At 72.7% G+C, this 21,953-nt stretch carries 21 protein-coding genes; 7 read left to right on the forward strand and 14 right to left on the reverse strand.

All coding sequences use genetic code 11. The features are described from left to right. Nucleotides 1–86 precede the first annotated feature (86 nt). Nucleotides 87–1,361, reverse strand: coding sequence for an acetyl-CoA carboxylase biotin carboxylase subunit family protein (locus ACFVYA_RS32480; protein ID WP_387050454.1), 1,275 nt, complete (start codon nt 1,359–1,361; stop codon nt 87–89). Between the two features lie 83 nt (nt 1,362–1,444). Between ACFVYA_RS32480 and ACFVYA_RS32485 the strand changes: the two genes are divergently transcribed. Beyond that, nucleotides 1,445–2,947, forward strand: coding sequence for an FAD-dependent oxidoreductase (locus tag ACFVYA_RS32485; RefSeq protein ID WP_387050456.1), 1,503 nt, complete (start codon nt 1,445–1,447; stop codon nt 2,945–2,947). 58 nt (nt 2,948–3,005) lie between these two features. Here ACFVYA_RS32485 and ACFVYA_RS32490 read toward each other — a convergent pair whose 3' ends face one another. Continuing rightward, nucleotides 3,006–3,530: a DUF1360 domain-containing protein gene (locus ACFVYA_RS32490; protein ID WP_387050458.1), complete on the reverse strand. Its 525-nt coding sequence runs from the start codon at nt 3,528–3,530 to the stop codon at nt 3,006–3,008. Beyond that, the gene (locus ACFVYA_RS32495; RefSeq protein WP_387050460.1) at nt 3,527–4,321 is read right to left on the reverse strand and encodes an SDR family NAD(P)-dependent oxidoreductase; all 795 of its coding nucleotides are present in this window, start codon (nt 4,319–4,321) and stop codon (nt 3,527–3,529) included. Before ACFVYA_RS32495 ends, ACFVYA_RS32490 begins: the two co-directional genes overlap by 4 nt. Nucleotides 4,322–4,411: 90 nt before the next feature. Here ACFVYA_RS32495 and ACFVYA_RS32500 point away from each other — a divergent pair, with 90 nt between their 5' ends. After that, a complete protein-coding gene (locus ACFVYA_RS32500) occupies nt 4,412–5,425 on the forward strand; it encodes a DNA topoisomerase IB (protein WP_387050461.1) in 1,014 nt (337 codons plus the stop codon). An 81-nt stretch (nt 5,426–5,506) separates the two neighbouring features. Beyond that, the gene (locus tag ACFVYA_RS32505; protein ID WP_387050463.1) at nt 5,507–5,836 is read left to right on the forward strand and encodes a hypothetical protein; all 330 of its coding nucleotides are present in this window, start codon (nt 5,507–5,509) and stop codon (nt 5,834–5,836) included. A gap of 156 nt (nt 5,837–5,992) precedes the next feature. On the opposite strand, the gene ACFVYA_RS32510 is transcribed toward ACFVYA_RS32505, so the two are convergent. Together ACFVYA_RS32510 and ACFVYA_RS32515 are read right to left on the reverse strand one after the other, a co-directional pair. Then, nucleotides 5,993–6,373, reverse strand: coding sequence for a VOC family protein (locus tag ACFVYA_RS32510; RefSeq protein ID WP_387050465.1), 381 nt, complete (start codon nt 6,371–6,373; stop codon nt 5,993–5,995). A 4-nt stretch (nt 6,374–6,377) separates the two neighbouring features. Beyond that, nucleotides 6,378–7,391, reverse strand: coding sequence for a YihY/virulence factor BrkB family protein (locus tag ACFVYA_RS32515; RefSeq protein ID WP_285991359.1), 1,014 nt, complete (start codon nt 7,389–7,391; stop codon nt 6,378–6,380). Nucleotides 7,392–7,445: 54 nt separating this feature from the next. On the opposite strand from ACFVYA_RS32515, the gene ACFVYA_RS32520 reads away from it, so the two are divergent. Then, entirely contained in the window at nt 7,446–7,913 is a 468-nt protein-coding gene (locus tag ACFVYA_RS32520; protein WP_387050466.1) for an SRPBCC family protein, read from the forward strand. Between the two features lie 313 nt (nt 7,914–8,226). On the opposite strand, the gene ACFVYA_RS32525 is transcribed toward ACFVYA_RS32520, so the two are convergent. The 6 genes from ACFVYA_RS32525 to ACFVYA_RS32550 all read right to left on the reverse strand — a co-directional run bounded on the left by ACFVYA_RS32525 (nt 8,227) and on the right by ACFVYA_RS32550 (nt 15,914). Continuing rightward, nucleotides 8,227–9,819: a phytoene desaturase family protein gene (locus ACFVYA_RS32525; RefSeq protein WP_387050468.1), complete on the reverse strand. Its 1,593-nt coding sequence runs from the start codon at nt 9,817–9,819 to the stop codon at nt 8,227–8,229. A gap of 17 nt (nt 9,820–9,836) precedes the next feature. Next, a complete protein-coding gene (locus ACFVYA_RS32530) occupies nt 9,837–10,910 on the reverse strand; it encodes an NAD-dependent epimerase/dehydratase family protein (RefSeq protein ID WP_387050469.1) in 1,074 nt (357 codons plus the stop codon). Between the two features lie 94 nt (nt 10,911–11,004). Next, nucleotides 11,005–13,029 carry a CocE/NonD family hydrolase gene (locus ACFVYA_RS32535; protein ID WP_387050470.1) on the reverse strand — a complete coding sequence of 675 codons (2,025 nt, stop codon included), beginning with the start codon at nt 13,027–13,029 and terminating at the stop codon, nt 11,005–11,007. Nucleotides 13,030–13,048: 19 nt separating this feature from the next. After that, entirely contained in the window at nt 13,049–14,239 is a 1,191-nt protein-coding gene (locus ACFVYA_RS32540) for a zinc-dependent alcohol dehydrogenase (RefSeq protein ID WP_285991354.1), read from the reverse strand. Between the two features lie 64 nt (nt 14,240–14,303). Continuing rightward, nucleotides 14,304–15,299, reverse strand: coding sequence for an anion permease (locus ACFVYA_RS32545; protein ID WP_387050471.1), 996 nt, complete (start codon nt 15,297–15,299; stop codon nt 14,304–14,306). Beyond that, the gene (locus tag ACFVYA_RS32550) at nt 15,300–15,914 is read right to left on the reverse strand and encodes a DUF47 domain-containing protein (protein ID WP_387050473.1); all 615 of its coding nucleotides are present in this window, start codon (nt 15,912–15,914) and stop codon (nt 15,300–15,302) included. A gap of 89 nt (nt 15,915–16,003) precedes the next feature. On the opposite strand from ACFVYA_RS32550, the gene ACFVYA_RS32555 reads away from it, so the two are divergent. Further along, complete coding sequence (locus ACFVYA_RS32555; protein WP_387050474.1) at nt 16,004–16,945, forward strand: glycosyltransferase; 942 nt, start codon at nt 16,004–16,006, stop codon at nt 16,943–16,945. A gap of 23 nt (nt 16,946–16,968) precedes the next feature. Next, on the forward strand, nt 16,969–18,177 hold the full coding sequence (locus ACFVYA_RS32560; RefSeq protein ID WP_387050476.1) for a glycosyltransferase family 4 protein: 1,209 nt from the start codon (nt 16,969–16,971) through the stop codon (nt 18,175–18,177). A 66-nt stretch (nt 18,178–18,243) separates the two neighbouring features. Here ACFVYA_RS32560 and ACFVYA_RS32565 read toward each other — a convergent pair whose 3' ends face one another. Genes ACFVYA_RS32565 through ACFVYA_RS32575 form a run of 3 tightly spaced genes read right to left on the reverse strand, consistent with a single transcriptional unit; the run spans nt 18,244 to nt 20,833 of the window. Beyond that, nucleotides 18,244–19,134 carry a glycosyltransferase family 2 protein gene (locus ACFVYA_RS32565; RefSeq protein WP_387050477.1) on the reverse strand — a complete coding sequence of 297 codons (891 nt, stop codon included), beginning with the start codon at nt 19,132–19,134 and terminating at the stop codon, nt 18,244–18,246. Further along, entirely contained in the window at nt 19,113–19,979 is an 867-nt protein-coding gene (locus ACFVYA_RS32570; protein WP_285991348.1) for a glycosyltransferase family 2 protein, read from the reverse strand. Before ACFVYA_RS32570 ends, ACFVYA_RS32565 begins: the two co-directional genes overlap by 22 nt. Then, nucleotides 19,976–20,833 carry a polysaccharide pyruvyl transferase family protein gene (locus ACFVYA_RS32575; RefSeq protein ID WP_387050480.1) on the reverse strand — a complete coding sequence of 286 codons (858 nt, stop codon included), beginning with the start codon at nt 20,831–20,833 and terminating at the stop codon, nt 19,976–19,978. Before ACFVYA_RS32575 ends, ACFVYA_RS32570 begins: the two co-directional genes overlap by 4 nt. 73 nt (nt 20,834–20,906) lie before the next feature. Between ACFVYA_RS32575 and ACFVYA_RS32580 the strand changes: the two genes are divergently transcribed. Then, the gene (locus tag ACFVYA_RS32580; RefSeq protein ID WP_387050482.1) at nt 20,907–21,872 is read left to right on the forward strand and encodes an NAD-dependent epimerase/dehydratase family protein; all 966 of its coding nucleotides are present in this window, start codon (nt 20,907–20,909) and stop codon (nt 21,870–21,872) included. Nucleotides 21,873–21,953 lie beyond the last annotated feature (81 nt).

A 21,953-nucleotide genomic window follows, 5' to 3' on the forward strand; every position in this document is an offset into this window, starting at 1 on the left:
GTTGCCCAGGTGGTCGGCCATGAGGGGCTTCAGCGAGGCGTCGATGGAGGCAGCCGTGCATGATGCCGTTCGCGTCGATGTCGTCGTCAGGCTTCGGCGAACTCGAACGGCAGTGCGTCCACGCACGCCTGGTACTTCTGCACCATTTCGTGTTCGGTGTGCGCCGCGACGAACAGGTGCGCCAGCTCGAAGCTGTAGCTGTCCTGCTCGGGCAGGTCCGACAGCCGCTGCCCCGCCTCCGGCACGATCGTGATCTGGGTGCCGTCGATGCGGTCCTGCACCGCGGCGATCTCCTCGGGCGTCGGCACCCGCGTCACCACGCCGTCCTCGAACCGGCGCAGGTACCACTTGGCGGCGATCTGGTAGGTGCCCTTGGTGGGGCGGCGGCCGGGGTCCTGGCCCAGGCCGAGCCGCACCATGATCTCGTGGTTGGCGACGCCGTCGACGAACTCGAACAGCTCCGCGTGCGACTGCGAGTGCCGGGGGTTGATCTCCAGCAGGGCGACCTGGCCGGACTCGGGGTCGCAGAAGAACTCGATGCTGAAGGTCCCGTTGTCGAAGCCGATCTGCTTCATCACCCGCTCGGCGACGTCCCGCATCCGCTGCACGGGCTCCTCCCCCAGCTGCGACGGGTACTGGTGGCGCAGGAAGGACGAGCTGTCCGGGTAGTTGATCGAGTCGAGGGCGCCGTAGACGGTGACCTCACCCTGGTAGACGTACCCTTCGACAGCCGCCTGGACGCCGCGCAGCGCTTCTTCGGCCAGGCACGCGGCGCCCCCGACCCTGGCGATCTCCGGCGGGAGCTCGACCTGCTCGAGCACGGAGCCGAACGGCTCCCCCACCCGGCCGACACCGGCGCGGATCTCGGCCACGGCGTCGGCGAATTCGGCGTCGTTCTCCGCCTTGAAGGCGAGCTCGGAGGAGAACGACTTCACCGGCTTGAGCCACATCGGGTAGCCGACGCCCTCCGGCGGGGCGGGTTTCCGGTCGTCGAGGTCGACGATGCCGAAGCTCGGCAGCTCGTCGATGACCTTTCTCTGCTCGAGCCGGCTCCAGTACTTGTGTTCGCACTTCAGCACGGCCTCCAGCGACACGCTGGGCAGGCCGTACCGGGCGCACAGGATGGGAACCAGCGACGCGGCCGGGAAGTCCCAGTAACTGACGATCGCGCCGACGTCGCCGTCGAACGCGTCGAGCTCGTGCTGCGCCGTCTTCAAGAGCGCTTCGAAGTCGATTTCGCCGTGTTGCAGCTCTTCGGGGGTCAGCAGGCCGTGGAACCGGTAGCCGGAAGCCCACGGCAGGCGCTCCAGCACCCGCTGGTTCTCCTCGTCCAGGCCGATCACGAAGATGTCGGTACTCATGCGAAAGGGCTACCCGACGCGCCGAGCGGGCCAAACGGGCCGGATGGCCGGTTTGGCCGGACCGGCAGCGGGCATCCGCAGGCATGACAGCCCTGCCCGAACCGCTTTCGCTGTGGGTGGAAACCGCCCCTTCCCCGGACCGCACCGGCGTGCCGGTGCCGGAGTCCGTCGATGTCGCGGTGCTCGGCGCGGGCATCGCCGGGCTCACCACCGCGCTGCTGCTCGCGCGCGCCGGCCGGTCGGTCGTCGTGCTGGAGGCCGAGCGGGTCGCGGCCGGGGTGTCCGGCCACACGACCGCGAAGGTCAGCGCCCAGCACGGGGCCAAGTACGCGGACTTGGCGTCCCGCCACGGCACCGGCGCCGCGAAGGCCTACGCCGGAACCCAGACGGCGGCGCTCGAATGGATCGCGGCCACCTCGGCCGAACTGGCGATCGACTGCGGTTTCACCCGCGCGGACAGCTACGTCTACACGACCCGGGACAGCACCGTGGACTCCCTCAGGCGGGAGGCGGACGCGGCCGCCGCGGCGGGCCTGCCGGCGTCGTTCACCGAAGAAGTCGCGCTCGACGTGCCCGCGCTCGGGGCCGTGCGGACCATCGGGCAGGCGCACTTCCACCCGCGCCGGTGGCTGCTCGGCCTGGCCGCCGAGATCGAGCGCGCGGGCGGCACCATCGTCGAACACGCCCGGGCGACCGCGCTCAACGGGCAGACCGTCCGCACTTCGCGCGGCGACGTCGTGGCGGGCGAAGTCGTCGTCGCGACCCACTACCCCGTGCTCGACCGCGGCCTGTACTTCGCCCGGCTCGACCCGATGCGCGACCTCGTCGTCGCGGGCCCGGCGGCGGGCGGCACCGCACCGGAGGGCATGTTCCTCGACGCCGACACGCACCACTCCGTGCGCGGGTACACCGAACAGGGCACGCCGATGGTGATCGCCGGCGGCGAGCACTACCGGGTGGGCGCGCACGTCAACGTCGAACGCCGGTACCGGCGGCTCGCGGAGTGGGCCGACGCGCACGCGGGCCTGCACCGGGTGACCCACCGCTGGTCGGCCCACGACATGTCGACGCCGGACCTGCTGCCCTACGTCGGCCGCTACCTGCCCGGGACGAAGAACCTGTGGGTGGCCACCGGGTTCGGCCAGTGGGGCATGACCGGCGGCACCGCCGCGGGTCACGTGCTGGCGGCGCGGATCCTCGGCGAGCCGCACCCGGCCGCGGACCTGTTCGACCCCAACCGCTTCGACGCCCGTTCCGTGCTCGAGGTGGCCCAGGACAACCTCACCGTCGCGAAGTACCTCGTCGGCGACCACGTCGCCGCGCTGTGGCGGTCCGAGAAGCTCGACGACCTGCAGCCCGGGGAGGCCGAGGTCGTCCGCGTGGGCGGCGAGCTCGTCGCGGCCCACCGCGACGACGCCGGCAAGCTGCACACGGTCGGCGCGCACTGCACCCACCTGGGCTGCCTGGTTTCGTTCAACGACGCCGAGAAGACCTGGGACTGCCCCTGCCACGGCTCGCGGTTCGGCGTCGACGGCGAAGTGGTGCAGGGCCCGGCGGTCCGCCCCCTGCGCCGCGGCCCGGAATGAGCCGGTGGGGGACGTTCCTCCCCTCTGCCCGAGGAACGTCCCCCACCGGTCCGCCCGGCTAACCGGACGCCAGTTTCTTGCCCGCGTCGTACAGCAGGTGCAGGGCGTCGGCCACGCCCACTGCCGTCAGCACCGTCGCCGCCAGGCGGGTCCCGCGCGGCGCGATCACCAGGCCCGCGGCCAGCCCGGTGCCGATCCAGACGTCCAGGCAGAACGGACACGACAGCAGCTCACCCGCGGCGTGCTCGACGTGGCTCTTGCCGGGCACGGACTCGTTCAGCTCGGTGGCGCCCGCCGGCTCCTCGTAGCGGGTGAACGGGGCTCGCAGCGGGCTCGTGACCGCCGCCTTCGCGAGCATGCGGCTGGCCTTGAACGTCGCGGTGCCGAGCAGCGCCGTGTCGCCGAGGCCGAACCGGCGGGGCAGCCCGGCTCCGAGGAGGCGCCCCAGCACGGTCAGCCCGCCGACGAAGGCCGCGTAGGCCCCCATCGCGCCGACGTAACCGACCAGCGGCCGGTCGGCCTCCCCGGCGTAGTCGCGCTGGACTTGCTTCGCCTTCTCGGTGACGTCCTCGAGCACGCTCATTCGTCCGCCGATCCGGGCTTCATCATCTTGCCCTGCTGTTTTGCCTTGGCCTCGTCCGGCAGGAGGCGGGAGCCGGCCGCCTGGACCTTGTTCTTCACCGCGCCGGGCACGATTTTGTCCTTCCCGGCCATCAAGGCTTCGTAGCCGGCCTCGGCGATCTCGGCCGGGGAATCCTTGTCCCCGGCGGCGATCTTGGTGTCCGTCATGTCGGCTCGCTCGAAGAACTCGGTGTCGACCGGGCCGGGCAGCATCGCGGTGACGGTGACGCCCTTGTCCTTCACCTCGGCGCGCAGGCCTTCGGAGAACGACGTCAGGAACGCCTTCGAGGCGGCGTAGACGGCCTGGTAGGGCGCGGGCGACGTGCCGGCGATCGACGAGGTGAACAGCACCCGGCCGTGGCCGCGGCCGACCATGCCGGGCACGACCCGCTTGGTCAGGTGCACGGCCGAGCGGACGTTCAGGTCGACGACAATCAGCTGGTCCTCCAGCCGGGTGTCCCCGGCGAACTCGCCGTTGATGCCGACGCCGGCGTTGACCGCCAGTGCTTCGACCGGGCGGTCCGCGAGGTGGCGGACGAGCTCTTCGACGCCGTCCGGGGCGGCGAGGTCGGTGCGGACCGCTTCGACCCGCGCGCCGCACGCGCGGACCTCGTCGGCGGCCGCGGCGAGCTCGGCGTCTTCGGCCGCCAGCACGAGGTCGAAGTCGTGCCGGGCGAACTGTTTCGCCAGCTCCAGCCCGATTCCGCTCGACGCGCCGGTGACGACGGCCAGTGGCCTGGTTGCGGTGGTCATCATGCTCCTTCCGGGGTTCGCCCGCTGGCTACCCGCCGCCGCGGGCGGCAATCATGGTTTCCCGGTACGCCGGGCGGGTATTTCGCGGCGGTGGGACGCACCAGACTCCGGCGCAGTGACCTGCGCGGCCCGGGCATCAAGCGCATCCGCCGCGGCCGCGGGTTCTCCTACGCCATGCCCGACGGCTCACCGGTCACCGACGACGAGCTGCTGGCCCGGATCAAGGACCTCGTCATCCCGCCTGCCTGGCGGAACGTGTGGATCTGCCCGTACCCGAACGGGCACGTCCAGGCGGTCGGCACCGACGACGCCGGGCGGCGCCAGTACCTCTACCACGACCAGTGGCGGCGCGACCGCGACGAGGAGAAGCACGACCGCGTGCTGCAGATGGCCCGCCGGCTGCCGCAGTGGCGCGCTTCGGTGGCGGACGACCTCGCCGGGCGTGGCTTGACCCGGAAGCGGGTGCTCGCCGCGGCCCTGCGCATGCTCGACCGGGGGATCTTCCGCACCGGCGGCGAGGAGTACGCGGAGGAGAACGGCACCCACGGCGTCGCGACGCTCCTGCGCGAGCACGCGGCGGTCCGCGGTGACGAGTGCCGGTTCTGCTACGTCGCCAAGGGCGGCCTGGACCGTGAGGTGGCCATCTGCGACGCGGAGCTGGCCTCGGTGCTGAAGTCGCTGCTGCGCAGCCGGCCGGACAGCGACCGGCTGCTGGTCTACCGCGAGGGCGGCAGCTGGCACGAGGTGCACGCCGCGGACATCAACGAACGGTTCAAGGAGCTGGCGGGCCAGGACTGCACGGCGAAGGACATGCGGACGTGGAACGCGACGGTGCTGGCGGCAGCGGCGTTCGCCGCGGCGGACCCCCCGACGTCCGAGACGGCCCGCAAGCGCGCCGAGGCGAAAGTGATGAAAGAGGTCTCGACGGCGCTCGGGAACACCCCCGCGGTCTGCCGGTCGTCCTATGTGGACCCCCGGTTGGTGGAGGCGTACCGCGCGGAGAAGACGATCGCCCCGGCGCTCAAGCGCGCGGCCCGCCTCGAGGGCGACGAGGCGCGGGCGGTGCTGGAGAAGGCGTGCGCGCGGCTGCTGAACGCGTCGTGACGGTGTGGAGTGGGAGGCACGGTGGGATCCATCCGAACGTGTACTGGCCCGCGGCAGCGGTCGTCGGGGAACCTGGAGAGGATGACATCTTCCGCAGTGCGCTGGCGCGCGTCGATCAGCCTCACCGTGGGCGACGACGGGCCGGTGTCGAGCATCCTGGAGTCCGACCACGGGAGTGAGGGGTCGGCGCGGGAGTGGATCGAGCGGAAGCTCCCCCGGACGCGCTTCCCGGCGTGGATCCCGGCAGCCCGGCGGCGGGACGGCGTGGAGTTGTTCGGCCGGGTGGCCCGCGGCCGGGTGGTGCCGGACCAGCTGCTCCCGACCTGGGAGTCGGAAGCAACGCCGGTGTGGCACGCCGACCGAGCCGGGGACCAGGTCCAGTGGCGCCGCTGCGCGGCCGACGATCGCTGAGGTCAGGCCCGCCTCGAATCGCTCGACCTGGCCCCGAGCTGGCCAAGCCGCCCGCCTGGTCCCCCTACGGGATGGATCAGTACTCGCGGAATTGCCAGACCGGCAGGCGAACCCACTCGAGCGACTTGACCGCGATCTGCGCGCCGGCCGCCGGGCTCAGGCCTTGCCCACGTCCGTGCGCAGGAGGCAGAACTCGTTGCCCTCCGGGTCCTGCAGCACCACCCACGACTCCTCCCCGGTCTGGCCCACGTCCGCCGGACGGGCGCCCAACGCCGTCAAGCGTGCCAGCTCCGTCTCCTGGTCCACCCCCGCCGGGCTCACGTCGAGGTGCAGCGGGAGCTTGCCCCGGCGGGGGTCTTCCGTCCGAGCCAGGATCAAGGTCGGCGGCCCTTCGCCGAACCGGGCGCCCGGCGGGCCCAGGGCCAGGCCGTCCGGCTCGTGGCCGATCACCTCGTAGCCGAGGACCGCGCACCAGAACTCCGCCAGGCGGTCGGGATCGTGGCAGTCCAGCACCAGTTCGGTGATCCGGCAGGCCATCCGCTCACTTCCGTTCGGACTCCGCCACCGCCGCGGCTTCGTCGTCGTCCATCGCCTTCGTGTCCCGCGGCGGCAGGAACGGCTCCTCCTGGTCCTCCACGCGGCCCGCCTCGATGGTGCGGCCGCGGGCCAGCTCCGCGTCCAGCTCGGCTCCCAGCAGGATCGCGAGGTTGGAGATCCACAACCATACAAGGAACGCGATCACCCCGGCCAGCGAACCGTAGGTCTTGTTGTAGGAGCCGAAATTCGCGACGTACAGCGCGAAACCGGCCGACGCCGCCACCCACAGCACCACGGCCAGCAGCCCACCCGGCGTCAGCCACTTGAACCCCGGCAGCCGCACGTTCGGGCCCACCCAGTACAGCAACGCGAACGCCAGGCTGACGAGCAGCGCGATCACCGGCCACTTCGCGATCTCCCACACCAGCACGCCCGTCGAACCGAGGCCGATCAGGTCGCCGATCCGGCGGGCCACCGAACCGGTCGCCACCACGCCGAGCGCGCACGCCGCCAGCAGCACCACGATGCCGACCGTCAACGCGACCCGCAGCGGGATCGTCTTCCACACCGGCCGTCCCTCCGGCATGCCGTAGATCGCGTTCGACGCCCGCATGAACGCGCCGATGTAGCCCGACGCCGACCACAGCGCGCCCAGCAGGCCGATGATCGCCAGCGGGCCGGCCAGGCTCCGCGAGCCTGTCAGCTCCTTGATCGCACCGACGATGATGTCCTTGCCCTGGCCGGGCACGAGCTGGTTGACGTTGTCGATCACCGTCTGGATCTTGTCCGGGCCGAGCAGACCGAGGATCGCGGTGAGCACGATGATGCCCGGGAACAACGAAAGCACGCCGTAGTAGGTGAGCGCCGCGGCCCAGTCGGTCAGGTTGTCCCGGTTGAACTGCTTGAAGGTCCGTTTGAGCGCCGCACCCCACGACTGTTTCGACAGCTCTCCCGGTCCTTCGGGTTCTTTACCGTGTCTGGCCACCGTCGCCACCTCCTGCTCCGTCCCGGCGGGCATACCCCGTCCGGGAGTGGGTATGCCTGTTTCGTCACCCCGAACCAGGAGGAAGCCGTGCCCGAGGTCAGCCGCGTGATCGACGTACCGCCCGACGCCGTGTTCGCGGTGCTCGCCGACGGCTGGCTCTACGCCGGCTGGGTGGTCGGCAGCTCCCACATCCGCGACGTTGACGAGGACTGGCCCGCGGTGGGCTCCCGGATCCACCACAGCGTCGGCCCGTGGCCGGTGCACATCCAGGACGTGACGGTGGTCCGGGCGGTCGAGCCGGGCTTGTCCCTGTCGTTGGAGGCGCGCGGCTGGCCACTGGGCGCGGCCGCGGTCGGCCTGACGCTGGTCCCCCACGGCGACGGGCAGACGCTGGTCCGGATGACCGAGCACATCGTCCGCGGACCCGGCAAGGTGCTCCCGGAGGCGGTGCAGGCGCTGATCGCGAAGCCGCGCAACACGGAGTCGCTGGCCCGCCTCGCGGACTTGGCGACGGGCAAGCACGCCCGCGCCCGGCACGGCCACCCGAGCCCCTGAGCCGCGGGCGCCGGCCGGATTGCCCCTGAGCAGCGCGGGTGCCGGCCGGATTGGCCCCCGGCAGGTTCGGCAACCCGACCGCGGTCGGTCGCGGATCGCGGCCGACCGCTGGGCCTCTCGGGCGTTCCCGGCCTCGACCGCGGATCGCGCGCCCGGCCCGCTCAACCGCTTCCCGGCCGAGCCGTAGATCGCCCGGCCACTCAAAGCGCTCCGGGCTTCAACCGTAAATCGCGCGCTCGACCACTCAGCCCGTCAAGCGCCCGTCCTCAACCGCAATCACGCGCTCGGCCACCCATCCCCTCGACGCCCCGCCTCAGCCGTAGATCGCGCGGTGGGCCGCCCGGATCACCGCCGCGTATCCGCCGCCCAGCATTCCCGCGCGGGCCATCGCCGCGCGGGCCGCGTTCGCTCCCGGGCCGCCGTGGACCGCTCCTCCCGGATGGGCGGATGCTCCCGCCAGGTACAGGCGGTCCACCGGTGTGTCCGCGCGGCCCGTGCCCGGCACCGGGCGGAAGAACAGCTGCTGGTGGATCGCCGACGTGCCGCCGTTGACCGCGCCGCCGACCAGGCCCGGATCGTGGTCCTGGAGCTCGACGGGGCCCTGGATGTACCGCGCCTTGATCAGGCCGGTGAACCCCGGCGCGTTGGCCTCGACCGTCTCCTCCATCCGCCGCGCCCGCCGTTCGAGCGCGGCCCGGTTCTCGCACGTGCCGCGCGGCACGTGCGTGTACGCCCACGCCGACTCCGTTCCCGGCGGCGACCGGTCGGGGTCGGTCGTGGTCATCTGGCCCAGCAGCAGGAACGGGCGGCGCGGCATCCGGCCACGGCCGAGTTCGCCGCCGAACGCCGACAACCCGTCCAGGTCCGTGCCGAGGTGGATGGTGCCGGCCCCGCGCGCCGCTTCGGCCGTCCACGGGATCGGGCCGGACAGCGCCCAGTCCACCTTCACCGTCGCGCTGTCCCACTGGAACCGCTCCAGGTCTTCGACGAACCGGGAGGGCAGCCACTCCGGCGCGAGCAGCTCGCGGTACAGCAGCGGCGCGGGAACGTCGGCGAGCACGGCCTTGCGGGCCCGCACCGGGGCACCGGCGGCGTCCCGGACACCCAGCGCCCGCCCGCCGGCGACGAGCACTTCGCGCACCGGACGTCCACAGTGGACTGTGCCGCCGCGCGACTCCAGCCGGCGCACCAGCGCCGCGGTCAGCTCGCCCGCACCGCCCGCCGGCACCGGGAACCCTTCGCCCTGGCCGATCATCGCCATCAGCCAGCCGAACACCGCGCTGCCCGCGTTGTCCACCGAAACGTCGCTGTGCGCGGCGTTCCCCGCCAGCAGCAGCTTCGCGCCTTCCCCGGTGAACAGCTCGTCGCCGAACCGGCGCACCGGCAGCGTCAGCATGCGCGCCAGCCGCAGCGCGTCGCCCGTTCCGGTGCGGCGCAGCAGCTTCAGTGCCGGGCGCACCGGCGGGAACGACGCGAACAACGTCTCCACCAGCGGCTCGCGGATTTCGGCCCACTCTTCGAACAGCCGGCGCCACGCATCGCCGTCGCCGTCGCCGAACTCCTCGACCGACGCCGCCGTGCGGTCGATGTCCCGGGAAAGCACCACGCACCGGTCGTCGGGCAGCACGTGCGCCAGCACGTCGGGCGCGTGCCGCCAGCTCAGGCCGTGCTCCTCGAGCCGCAGGCCCCGGATCGCCGGGGACACCGCGCTCATCGGGTAGAAGGCGCTGAAGAGGTCGTTGCGGAAGCCCGGCTCGGTGACTTCGGCGGTCCGGACGGCGCCGCCGGCGTGCTCGGTCGCCTCCAGGACCAGCACCGACCAGCCCGCGTCGGCCAGGAGGTTCGCCGCCACCAGGCCGTTGTGCCCCGCGCCGATCACCACCGCGTCGACGGCTTCCGTACTCACTCCGGCCTCCTGGCTGGTCAGGCTTGCGACTGGTGGCTCGGCCCGACCCGGGTGAGCGAGCGGAGCCGGGCCAGGACCCCGTCGCGGCGCGGCGGGGCCAGGGGCGGGCTCGCCGCCCCCGCGCCCGACCGGAGCCCGGCGACCAGGTCGGCGAGCGCGGCCGCGGCGTCATACCGAGGTTGCCAGCCCAGGGCGGTCTCCGCCAGCGTGGTGTCCCCGAGCGCGGCCCGGTCGGCCAGTTCGAGCCAGCCGGGGTGCACCGGCAGCACCCCGCCCAGCCACGCCGCCCGGGTCGCGAGCTGCACCACCGGCTTCGGCACCGGGACGCGGGTGCCGCCGAGAACCCCGGCCAGCGCGTCGGCGTCGAGCACCTCCGGCGCGGCCAGGTTGACCGCGCCGGTGAAGCCGGTGTCCAGGATCAGCCGGATCGCCTCGGCGACGTCGGTGGTGTGCACCACCTGCGCCCGCAGGTCCGTCCACAGCGGAACCGGCAGCCGCCGCCCGCCGACGAGGTGGGCGGGCACCGCCGGGCCGAGCAGCCAGCGCGCGAACTCCCCCGCCGCGCTCCGGTGCAGGATCGCGCACGGCCGGATCCGCGCCACCCGGACCTGCGGGTACGTCTCTTGGAACCGGTCGAGCAGGGCTTCCAGCGCGGCCTTGCCACGGCTGTAGGCGCTGCCCGCGATGCCCTCGCACGGCCAGTCCTCGGTCACCTTCTCCCAGCGGGGCGCCGGCCCGTAGGCGGCCACGGACGAAGCGACGACCAGGTGCGGCACCCCGGCGCCCGCCGCCGCGGCGAGCACGTGCCGGGTACCTTGGTCGTTGGTGCGCGACATCGGCGGGTCGCCGCGCACCGGCGAGATCGCCCACGCCAGGTGGACGACGGCGTCCGCGCCCGCGAACACCTCCACCAGCTCCTCCTCCGCGCCGGGGCGGCCGACGTCGACGGCCCGCCAAGCCGCCCGGCGGTACGGCTCGGCCGCGGTGTCCGGCAGCCGTCGCGCGAGCCCGACCACGTCGTGGCCGGGCTCGAGCGCGTCCAGCAGGGCCGTTCCGACGTTCCCGGTCGCCCCGGTGATCACGATGCGCACCCGAAAGGCTTACCCGGTGTCGCCACGGTGAAACTCGGTGACAACCGGGGCTTCGCCCCGGGGCGGGGGCTTCGCCACCCGGACCCCCGAAAACTCAGACCAGATCCCGCGGGATCCGCCGGTGCCAGTTCCGCGAGACGATCCGGCGGGCCCCGTCGTAGCCGTCGAGCTGCGCGTCGATGACGAACTCGGTGTCGGTGCACGAGACGCGCGTGCGGGTCTCGCTGCGCGCCACCCAGTCGCCGCGCGCGAAGGTGACGTCCCACGCGGTTTCCGCCACCGGGGAGCAGAAGTCGTCGGCGACCCAGCTGTACCGCTCACGGACGTCCCGGGTGACCTCCAGATCGAGGTCGTCGTACCGGACCGTCCCCGCGTCCTTCACGATGTCCAGCGCCGACCGGTAGTCGACGAGGTCCCGCGAGACCGTCCAGCGCTGCTCCCCCGGCGTCACGGCCGTCACGGACATCGGCGGCGCGCCCTCGGGTTCCCCGAACGGCCGGGCCGGCAGTTCGTCCGGCTCGGCGACCGGGCGGACCGGCAGCTCCAGCGCGCTGTGTCCGGTGTGGACGGACAGCAGCACCGGCGTCGGCGGCGGCCAGGCCAGCGGCCAGTACGACGTGGACAGCGAGAGCCGGATCCGGTGCCCCGCCGGAAAAGCCTGCGCCACGGCGTTCAGCTCGATCTCGACCGGGCACCGCTCGCCCGGTGCCATCGGGGCCGGCTCGTCGTGGCCGTCACGGTGGGTCAGGTTGAGCAGCCCGTAGGTGACGCGGGTGGCCCGCCCGTCCGGTGCGACGTCGGACAGCCGCGCCGCCACCATGGCGACCGGCTGGTCGGCCGAGACCTCCAGCCGCACCTTCGGGGACCCGAGGATCTCGCAGCGCTCGGTGAGCACGTCGGTGTCGAAGACGAGCGACCCGCCGTCCTCCTCGCGCTGGTCGTAGGGCAGGTCCGGCGGAGCGCTGTAGGACGCCCACTTCCCGGAGAACTGCCCGACCGACAGCGGCGACGACACGGTCAGCGCCTCATCGGGCACCGTCTCCCCCGGCCGCGCGAGGCGGTGCGGGGCCAGCGGCAGCTCCTGCGGCTTGACGTGCGGCGACGGCCAGGTGGCCTCCCCGACCCAGCGGCCGGGGCGGTCTTCGTAAGACGTCGACGGCGGCACGCTCTCCTGCATCCAGGTCCGCAGCACCGGCCCGTCCATCGCGCCGTTCTCGTCCCCGCGCAGCCAGTGGTCCCACCACCCGACGACCTCCTGGAGGTAGCCGATCGCCGGGCCCGGCTCGCCGAGGTGCGGGTACTTGTGCGACCACGGGCCGATCAGGCCGCGCCGCGGCACGTCGAGGTGGGCCAAGAGCCGGATCACGGCGTTGGAGTACCCGTCGGCCCAACCGCTCGAGGCCAGCACCGGCACCTGGACGTCGCTGTAGTTCTCCGACACCGACGCGTGCCGCCAGTAGTCGTCACGGCGCTGGTGGCCGAGCCAGTTTTCGATCCACAGGCTGCAGTTGTCCAGCCGCTCCAGCCACATCTCCCGCCAGCGGTCGCCCACGACCGCCGGGTCGGGCGGCAGCGTGGCGTAGGCGAACATCGTGCCGGACTCGGCGACGTTGTCCGACAGCAGGCAGCCGCCCATGTAGTGCATGTCGTCGGCGAAGCGGTCGTCGGTGAACGACGAGATCACGATCGCGCGCAGGCTCGGCGGTTTCCGGGCCGCGACCTGCAACGCGGCGAACGCGCCCCAGGAGATCCCCATCATCCCGGTGTCGCCGGTGCACCACGGCTGCCCGGCGATCCACTCGAGGACCTCTTCGGCGTCGAGCTGCTCGCGTTCGAGGTACTCGTCGGCCAGGACGCCTTCGGACTCGCCGGTGCCGCGGATGTCCACGCGCACGCAGGCGTACCCGTGCCCGGCGAGGTAGGGGTGGTGGATGGAGTCGCGGGGCGCGGTGAGGTCCCGCTTGCGGTAGGGGATGTATTCGAGGATCGCCGGCACCGGCTCGGTGTCCGACGAGACCGGCCGCCAGATGCGGGCGGACAGGACGGTCCCGTCGGACATCGGGATCCGGACGTGGTCTTCCTCGGTGATTTCGTACGGCAGCGAGGTGACGGCTCGCAAGAGCAACTTCCTCCCGGGGTTACTTGGCGGGCTGCAGCAGGATCTTCTGGGCGCCGTCGAGCTTCTTCTGGAAGATCTCGTACGCGCGGGGCGCCTCTTCCAGGGGCAGCTTGTGCGTGGCGAAGCCTTCGACGCCGAGCGGGTCGCCGTCGCCGGTGAGCACCGGCATGATGTCCTCCAGCCAGTGCCGGACGTTGGCCTGGCCCATTCGCAGCTGGATCTGCTTGTCGAACAGTTCCATCATCGGCATCGGGTCGACCATCCCGCCGTAGACGCCGGACAGCGAGATCGTGCCGCCGCGGCGGACGCTGTCGATGGCGGCGTAGAGCACGCTCAGCCGGTCGATCCCGGCCTTCTCGGTGATCTTCTCGCCGAGCGGCTGCGGCAGCAGCCCGACCAGGGTGTGCGCCAGCTTGCCGACCGGGGCGCCGTGCGCCTCCATGCCGACCGCGTCGATCACCGAGTCCGCGCCGCGCCCGTTCGTCAGCTGCCGGATGGAGTCGCCGATCTCCTTGTGGTCACGCGTGTCGAGCGCGGTGGCGCCGTGTTCGCGGGCCCGGGCGAGGCGCTCGGGCACCAGGTCGACCCCGATCACCTGGCCGGCGCCGCGGTGCCGCGCGATCCGGCAGCACATCTGCCCGATCGGGCCGAGGCCGAAGACCACGACCGTGCCGTCCTTCGGGACGTTCGCGTACTCGACGGCCTGCCAGGCGGTCGGGACGACGTCGGAGAGGTAGACGAACCGCTCGTCCGGCGGGCCGTCCGGCACCTTGATCGGCCCGTAGTGGGCCTGCGGCACCCGCAGGTACTCGGCCTGGCCGCCGGGGACCTGGCCGTAGAGCTTGGTGTAGCCGAGCAGCGACGCGCCCTTGCCGTGCTCTCTGACCTGCGTCGTTTCGCACTGCGACTGCAGGCCGCGCTCGCACATCCAGCAGTGGCCGCAGGAGATGTTGAACGGGACCACCACGCGGTCGCCCGGCTTGAGGTTCGTCACCTCCGGCCCGACCTCCTCGACCACGCCCATCGGCTCGTGGCCGAGGATGTCGCCCTCGGTCATGAACGCGCCCAGCACCTCGTACAGGTGCAGGTCGGAGCCGCAGATCCCGGTCGAGGTGATCCGCACGACCGCGTCCGTCGCCTCCTCGATCTTCGGATCCGGCACCTCTTCGACGCGGACGTCGCGTTTGCCGTGCCAGGTCACTGCCTTCATGGCTCTCCCTTTCCGCGGACGGGGGTGTCAAGCCCCGGCTTCCCGCGGGTGGCAGCCGACAAACTCAAGTGAGCAGGTCGGCCACCAGGTAGACGGCCGCGGCCACCGCTGCGGCGGCCGGGAACGTCAGCACCCAGCCCATGATGATGTCGCGGGCGATGCCCCAGCGGACCGCCGAAAGCCGCTTGGTCGCCCCCACTCCCATGATCGCCGCCGTGATGACGTGCGTGGTCGAAATCGGCGCCTTCACCGCGAACGCCGTCACGTACAGCACCGACGACGCCACCGACTCCGCGACGAAGCCGTGCGGCGGGTCGAGCGGGAACACCCGCCTGCCGAGCGTCCGCATGATCCGCAGGCCACCCGAATAGGTGCCCAGCGACAAGGCCGCGGCGCACGCCAGGGTTACCCACAGCGGGACGGCGAACGTCGGCTGCTGCCCGGCCGCCACCAGCGCCAGCACGATCACGCCCATGCCCTTCTGGGCGTCCTGCAGGCCGTGGCCGAGCGCGAGCGCCGAGGCGGAGACGATCTGGAACCGGCGGAACACCCGGCCGCTGCGGTGCGGGTTCGCCCGCCGCAGCAGCCACAGCGCGGCGACCATCGCGAGGTAGCCCAGCACCAGCCCGATCAGCGGCGACGCCACCATCGGGATCAGCACCTTCTCGGCGATCCCGGCCCAGTGCACGGTGCTCGCGGCGGCCAGTGCCGCGCCGACCATGCCGCCGATCAGCGAGTGCGAGGACGACGACGGGAGCCCGAAGTACCAGGTGATCAGGTTCCAGGTGATGGCCCCGGCCAGCGCGGCGAAGACCACGGTGAGCGCGTCCGGCCCCACCGGGACGTCGATGATCCCCTTGGCCACCGTCGCCGCGATGCCGGTCGAGAGCAGCGCGCCCGCCAGGTTCATCACCGCCGCCAGCACGAGGGCGGCCCGCAGGGTCAGCGCCCGGGTCGACACCGCGCTGGCGATGGCGTTGGCCGCGTCGTGGAACCCGTTGGTGTAGTCGAAGACGAGCGTCAGCACGATCACGGTGACCAGGGCGGCGGTCCCCGTCACTCAGGACTCCTTGACCGCGATGGTCTGCACCACGTCGGCCAGGTGCTCGAACGCGTCGGCGGCCAGCTCGAACTGCTCGACGACCTCCTTGGTCTTCAGCACCTCGAGGGCGTCCCCACCCGGCTCGAACAGGTGGGCCAGGATCCGCCGGTAGACGCGGTCGGCCTCGTTCTCGAGCTCGTTGATCTCGATCCAGAACGGCTCGAGGTCCCCCACCTTGGCCAGGCCGGGCATCGACGAAGCCGTCAGCTCGGCGGCCCGGCAGAGCACCCGGACCAGGACGTCGGTCCCCGGCGGGAACGAGCCGATGCGGTAGAGCACGGCCAGGTCCGCCGCGGTGTCCGTGAAGTCCAGCACGTCGTCGATCTTGGCGGCGAGCGCTTGGATGTCCTCGCGGTCGAACGGCGTCACGAACGAGCTGTTGAGCTCCACCATGATCGTGTGCGTGAGCTCGTCGCCCTGGTGCTCGACCTCGTGCAGGCGCTTCGCGATCGGTTCCCGCTCGGCCGGGTCGGCGGCCACGAGTTCCCTGAGCAGGGCGGTCGCGGTGACGAGGTTCTTCGCCGCCTCGGCGAGTAGGTCGAAGAACCGGGTGCCCCGTGGGGTGAAGCGCATGGATGTCCCTTCGTCGCGCACGCCCGTCCGGGGCCGGGTACCCCGTCCGGCCGAACGTTTAACGGCCGATCTCCGGGAAATCAGGAGTCATGACCGATCCCGGATCCCGGCGCCTGAGAGTACTGCTCTGGCATGTGCACGGCTCGTGGACCGACGCTTTCGTCCGCGGCCGCCACGACTACCTCCTGCCGGTGTCTCCCGACGGTGCGCCCTGGGGCCTCGGCAAGGCGGGGCGGAACTGGCCGTCGGTGACCGAAGTGCCGCTCGACCGGCTGGCCGAGGCCGAGCCCGACGTCGTCGTCCTGCAACGCCCGGAGGAACTCGACTTCGCCGCCCGCCTGGGCGTTCCGGCCGTCTACGTGGAACACAACGCGCCCCGGCCGTACGCCGCGGCCAGCGAACACCCGCTCGCCGGCCGCTCCGACATCACCGTGGCGCACGTCACCCACTTCAACGCCGCCATGTGGGACTGCGGCCGCGCGCCGGTGACCGTGGTGCCGCACGGCATCCCCGATCCGGGACCGCGCTACACCGGCGAGCTCGCGGCCGGTGTCTCGATGATCAACGAGCCGGTGCGGCGGGAGCGGGTCACCGGCGCCGACCTGCTCGGCACGCTCGCCGAGGGCGCCCCCGTCGACGTCTTCGGCATGGGGACCGAGGAGCTCGGCGCGCCGCTGCGCGGGCTGGGCGACGTCCCGGCGCCGAAGCTGCACGACGAGATCGCCCGCCGCCGCGTCTACCTGCACACCGCCCGGTGGACGTCGCTCGGACTGTCCCTTTTGGAAGCCATGCACCTGGCGATGCCGGTCGTCGTCTTCGCCGCCACCGAGGCGGTCGAGGCGGTGCCGGACGACGCGGGGGTGCTCTCCACCGACGTCTCCGTGCTGGCCCGGGGTTTCCGCGAGCTGCTGCACGAGCCCGACTTCGCCGCCCTGGCCGGCAAGAACGCCCGCGAACACGCCCTGAAGCACTACGGGCTGGACGCCTTCCTGACCGCTTGGGACCACCTCCTCGCCGAGACGGCCCGTTGAACCGTGAAGGGAACGCCTCACCGATGAAGATCGCCATGGTGTCCGAGCACGCCAATCCCCTCGCCGCGCTGGGCGAAGCCGACGCCGGTGGCCAGAACGTGCACGTCGCCGAGCTGTCGGCCGCGCTGGTGCGCGCCGGGCACGACGTCACCGTCTACACGCGCCGCGAGAGCCGCGACGAGCCGCCCGAGGTCCGGACGCCGCACGGGTACCGCGTCGTGCACGTGCCGGCCGGGCCGGCCCGCAAGGAGCCGAAGGACCACCTCCTGCCCTACATGGGCGAGTTCGGCAGCTTCCTGCGGGACCGGTGGGCGCTCGAACGCCCGGACGTGGCGCACGCGCACTTCTGGATGTCCGGCCTCGCGACCTCGCTGGCGGCGAGCGCGACCGGGACGCCGGTGGCCCAGACCTTTCACGCCCTGGGCGTGGTCAAGAAGCGCTACCAGGGCGACCAGGACACCAGCCCCGCCGACCGCGTCCGGCTGGAGCGGATCATCGGCCGCCAGGCCGGGCGCGTGATCGCGACCTGCTCCGACGAGGTCTTCGAGCTGTCCCGCCTCGGCGTCCCGCGGTCGCGGATCTCGATCGTGCCCTGCGGCGTCGACCTCGGCCGGTTCTCCCCCGACGGGCCGATCGCCCCCCGTCGGCTGCCGCACCGGCTGGTCGCCGTGGGCCGGCTGGTCCCGCGCAAGGGGTTCGACATCGCCATCGCCGCGCTGGCGCAGCTGCCGGATACCGAACTTGTCATCGCCGGCGGCCCCGAGCGGGGCAGGCTGTCGCAGGACCCCGAGGCCGGGCGGCTGCGGCAGCTGGCCGACCGGCTCGGCGTCGGCGACCGCGTCCGCTGGCCCGGCCAGGTGTCCCGGGAAGGCATGCCGGCGCTGCTGCGCTCGGCCGACGCCGTCGTGTGCACGCCGTGGTACGAGCCGTTCGGGATCGTGCCCCTGGAGGCGATGGCCTGCGGCGTCCCGGTGGTCGCGGCCGCGGTGGGCGGCCTGACCGACACCGTCGTCGACGGCGTCACGGGGTTGCTGGTCCGCCCGCACCAGCCGAAGGAACTCGCGTCCCGGGCGCGGCGCCTGATCGACGACCCAGCGCTCTGCCACGCCTACGGCACCGCGGGCCGCGACCGCGCGATGGCCCGCTACTCGTGGGACCGCGTCGCCGCCGACACGCTGCGGGCCTACCACAAGCTGGTCCCCCAGCAGGCCGCCACGGCCGAGGCCCGCTGACGGCAACGCCCTGAACGACTCTTTCCTGACGCCGGATGCCAGGAAAGAGTCGTTCATGACATGCGCTCAGCCCACGTAGCGGCGCGCCTTCGACTCACGCTGCGGGGCTTCCAGCAGGCGCAAGCCGTGTTCGACGTGCTGCGGGACCACCCGGCGATCCCGCAGCACCGACGGCAGGCCGCGGGCCACGTCCAGGAGCGCCGCCGCCGTGGCGCCGTCGAGCGGGGCCGAGCGCAGCACGTCACGGCCGCGGCGGAAGACCGCCGGCCAGGGACGGCGCAGCAGGAGCGTCCACAACGTGTTGCGGATGCCGAGGCGACGGCGGTGGCGCGGGTCGCGCAGCTTCGACGGCGCGTGGTGGATCACGACGTCCTCGGCCCAGCACATCCACCAGCCGCGCGCGGCCAGGTCCAGGGCGAACAGCTCCTCCTCACCGCCGAGCCACATCCGCGTCGAAAAGCCGCCGACCTCGCGGAACGCGCTGACGCGCACCGCCGTCAGGCCCGCCATGATGCCGAGCAGCGCCGGCCCCGGCAGCCAGTCCGGGCCGGGCACCGGCGACTCGCGCAGCTCCGGCGTGATCGGGTCCTCGGCCAGGCCGGGCTCGACCAGGCAGCGCCCGGTCACCGACCCGAGACCCGGATACGCCTCCAACAGGTCGGCGGCCCGGGTCAGCGCGCCGGGCTGCCACGTCGTGTCGTCGTCGCAGAAAGCCACGTACGGTGTCGTCACCTCTTCGACGGCGATGTTGCGTGCCACCGCGCCGAGGTTCTCCGCCAGCCGGAACAGGCGGACGCCGGGGAATTCCCGGGCGACCATGCCGGCCGTGCCGTCCGCGGATCCGTTGTCCGCGACGAAGACCGGCGCCGCGTCCGGCAGGGACGTCATGTGCGCCAGCGTCTCGCGCAACTGCTCGCGGCGGTTGCAGGTGATGATCACGACCGAGATTCGCGCCATTCGGCGGTCCTTTCCAGAGTCCGGGCCTGGTGTTCGACGTGGGCGGGCAGGACGCGCCGCGAACTCAGCGCCCGCGGCAGCCGCGGTACCGCGCCGAGGACGGCCCCGGGGGCCCGTACCAGCGTCCGCGCCACCTCGCGGCGGCAGACGCGGGGCGGGCGGCGCAGCACGGCGATGAGCAGCCGGTTCCGCAGTTCGGCCCGGCGGCGCCACGACGAGGGCGGACGCGACCGGGACGGGTGGTGGTGCGCGCGCAGGCGCCCGACGTAGCAGACTTCCCAGCCGTGCGCGGCCAGGTCGTAGGCCAGCAGTTGTTCCTCGGCCCCGAAGTGCAGCAGCGGGCTGAAGCCGCCGACCTGCAGGTACGCCGTGCGGCGCACGATCGCGGAGCAGGCCAGGAAGCCGAGCACCAGCGGCCCGGGCGCGCCGGCCGGGTGCCCCAGCGGGCTGCGCTCCATTTCGGGCGTCACCGGGTCGTCCCGGCATTCCGGGCCGACGAGGGTGCGCGCGGCGAGCAGGCCGGTCTTCGGGTGTTCGTCGAAGATCCGCTCCGCCTCGGCCAGCGCGTCCGGCGCCCACCACGAGTCGTCGTCGCTGAAGGCGATGTACGGCGTGTCGGCCGCGATGACACCGAGGGTGCGCGCGGCGGCGCCGAGGTTCTGCGGCAGGCGGATCACGCGCACGTTGGCGTGCCGTCCGGCGACCTCGGCCGTGCCGTCCTCGGAAGCGTTGTCCAGCACGATGACCGGCGGCCGGGGGTCCAAGGAGGACAGCCGGCCGAGGGTGCGTGCCAGCTCGGTGGCGCGGTTGCGGGTGGCGATGACGACGGTCGTGCGCGCGCTCACCGCGGCCCCACCAGTTCGTCCACCAGCGCGGCCAGGGACGCCGGGTGCGCGGGCGGCCGCACCGACGCCGGGAGGCACCACTTCAGGCGGGCGTCGAGCAGCGCTGGGTCGGCGACGTCTTCGGCGGCCACCACCGGCCAGTCCAGCGCCCGCCCCTGCGCGGTCACCTTCCCGCCGCCGGCCACCGGGTCGACGGCGAGCACCGGGACCCCGGCCTTGAGCCCGAAGACCAGCCCGTGCAACCGGGTCGTCACCACGGCGTCCATTTTGGACACCAGGGCGGCGAACTGGTCCGGGGTCGCGCACCGCTCCCAGTCCGCGTGCGCGAGCCGGGTGTCCAGCGGCACGCGGGCGCAGTCCAGGCCGGCGAGCCAGCCGGTCAGCGCCGCGTGGACGTCGGCGTGCCGCCCGGCGCTGCCGTATTCCGGCTGGTGCGGCGCCAGGATCACCCCGAGCACCGGCGTGGGCGAGACCTCGGCCCCCAGGGACAGGTCGAGTTCGGCGGTGACGCCGTCGTCGCGCGGGAGAACCCGGTGGAACCCGGTCACCGCCGGGTCTTCGGCGTCGGGCACCGACACCCCGACCGCGATCCGGCGGCAGGCGGCGTACCGCTCGTGCAGCGAACGCACCTGCGGCCCGTGCACCGGGCCGCAGGCGAACACCACGTGCGTGTAGTCCTCGGGTGGCGCGTCGGGCAGGTGCAGGGCGCCGGGGCGGAAGCCCGGGCTCCACGCGACCCGGTGGTCGATCCCCGCCTCCGCCAGCGCGGCCCCGGCCGCACGCAGGCTGAGGACGTCACCCGCCGTGGCTTCCCCGTGCAGAAAACTGGCCCAACCGGTGAGCAGAACTCGCATGGTACGGGCGATTACCCGCTCTCCACCCCCTTACACAGTTTTGCGGCCACCGGGGCCGGGTAGCCGCGACGACATGGAGAATCCGGCAGTGACCAGGCGGTTCGGGCGTGCGGTGGTGACCGGGGGTGCCGGCTTCGTCGGCGCGCACCTGTGCGAACTCCTGCTCGAAGAAGACATCGAAGTCGTCGCCGTCGACAACCTCGTGACGTCCTCGGCGGACAGCCTGGACCACCTGCGCCGCCACGCGGGGTTCCGGTTCGTGCGCCACGACGTCACGCAGCCCATGCCGCCGGGCTGCGAAGCCGACGTCGTCTTCCACCTGGCCTCGGCCGCGTCGCCCCGTGACTACCTGGCTCTGCCGCTGGAAACCCTGCGCGCGGGCTCGCACGGCACCGAGCAGGCGCTCGAGCTGGCCCGGCGCGAGGGGGCCCGGTTCGTGCTCGCCTCGACGAGCGAGGTCTACGGCGATCCCTTGGAACACCCTCAGCGCGAAGGGTATTGGGGCAACGTCAACCCCATCGGGCCGCGCAGCGTCTACGACGAAGCCAAGCGCTACGCCGAAGCGCTGACGTCGGCCTACCGCCGCGAATTCGGTACCGACACGGCGATCGCGCGGATCTTCAACACCTACGGGCCCGGCATGCGCGCCCACGACGGCCGGATGATCCCGGCGTTCCTCGACCAGGCGCTCAAGAACGTGCCGATCACCGTCACCGGCACCGGCGAACAGACGCGGTCCATCTGCTACGTCGAGGACACCGTCCGTGGCCTGCTCGCGCTCGCGCGGTCCGGCCACGCCGGGCCGGTGAACATCGGCAACCCGCACGAGCTGACCGTCCGCCAGGTGGCGGAACGGATCAAGGACATCACCGGGTCCGGTTCGCCCATCGAGTACGTCGACGCCGTCGTCGACGACCCGCAGCGGCGCTGTCCCGACATCTCCCTCGCGCGTGACGTCCTCGGCTGGGAACCGAAGATCGACGCCGACGACGGGCTCCGTCGCACTGCGGCGTGGTTCCGCCGGGCGCCGTTGCGCTGAGTAGCGACGCCCAGGGCTTTTCGCGCCATCGTTTATCAACGACTTCGCCGGGTAGCGCTATAGGCGAGAGCGGGCCTCACG

Source organism: Amycolatopsis sp. NPDC058278, assembly GCF_042881395.1.
In the GTDB taxonomy this organism is placed as follows: domain Bacteria; phylum Actinomycetota; class Actinomycetes; order Mycobacteriales; family Pseudonocardiaceae; genus Amycolatopsis.

Excerpts from the sequence above, each read along its gene's own strand:
- ACFVYA_RS32480 (WP_387050454.1), bottom strand. The coding sequence starts at position 1,361 with ATGAGTACCGACATCTTCGTGATCGGCCTGGACGAGGAGAACCAGCGG.
- ACFVYA_RS32485 (WP_387050456.1), top strand. The coding sequence starts at position 1,445 with ATGACAGCCCTGCCCGAACCGCTTTCGCTGTGGGTGGAAACCGCCCCT.
- ACFVYA_RS32490 (WP_387050458.1), bottom strand. The coding sequence starts at position 3,530 with ATGAGCGTGCTCGAGGACGTCACCGAGAAGGCGAAGCAAGTCCAGCGC.
- ACFVYA_RS32495 (WP_387050460.1), bottom strand. The coding sequence starts at position 4,321 with ATGACCACCGCAACCAGGCCACTGGCCGTCGTCACCGGCGCGTCGAGC.
- ACFVYA_RS32505 (WP_387050463.1), top strand. The coding sequence starts at position 5,507 with ATGACATCTTCCGCAGTGCGCTGGCGCGCGTCGATCAGCCTCACCGTG.
- ACFVYA_RS32510 (WP_387050465.1), bottom strand. The coding sequence starts at position 6,373 with ATGGCCTGCCGGATCACCGAACTGGTGCTGGACTGCCACGATCCCGAC.
- ACFVYA_RS32515 (WP_285991359.1), bottom strand. The coding sequence starts at position 7,391 with ATGCCCGCCGGGACGGAGCAGGAGGTGGCGACGGTGGCCAGACACGGT.
- ACFVYA_RS32540 (WP_285991354.1), bottom strand. The coding sequence starts at position 14,239 with ATGAAGGCAGTGACCTGGCACGGCAAACGCGACGTCCGCGTCGAAGAG.
- ACFVYA_RS32550 (WP_387050473.1), bottom strand. The coding sequence starts at position 15,914 with ATGCGCTTCACCCCACGGGGCACCCGGTTCTTCGACCTACTCGCCGAG.
- ACFVYA_RS32555 (WP_387050474.1), top strand. The coding sequence starts at position 16,004 with ATGACCGATCCCGGATCCCGGCGCCTGAGAGTACTGCTCTGGCATGTG.
- ACFVYA_RS32560 (WP_387050476.1), top strand. The coding sequence starts at position 16,969 with ATGAAGATCGCCATGGTGTCCGAGCACGCCAATCCCCTCGCCGCGCTG.
- ACFVYA_RS32565 (WP_387050477.1), bottom strand. The coding sequence starts at position 19,134 with ATGGCGCGAATCTCGGTCGTGATCATCACCTGCAACCGCCGCGAGCAG.
- ACFVYA_RS32575 (WP_387050480.1), bottom strand. The coding sequence starts at position 20,833 with ATGCGAGTTCTGCTCACCGGTTGGGCCAGTTTTCTGCACGGGGAAGCC.
- ACFVYA_RS32580 (WP_387050482.1), top strand. The coding sequence starts at position 20,907 with ATGGAGAATCCGGCAGTGACCAGGCGGTTCGGGCGTGCGGTGGTGACC.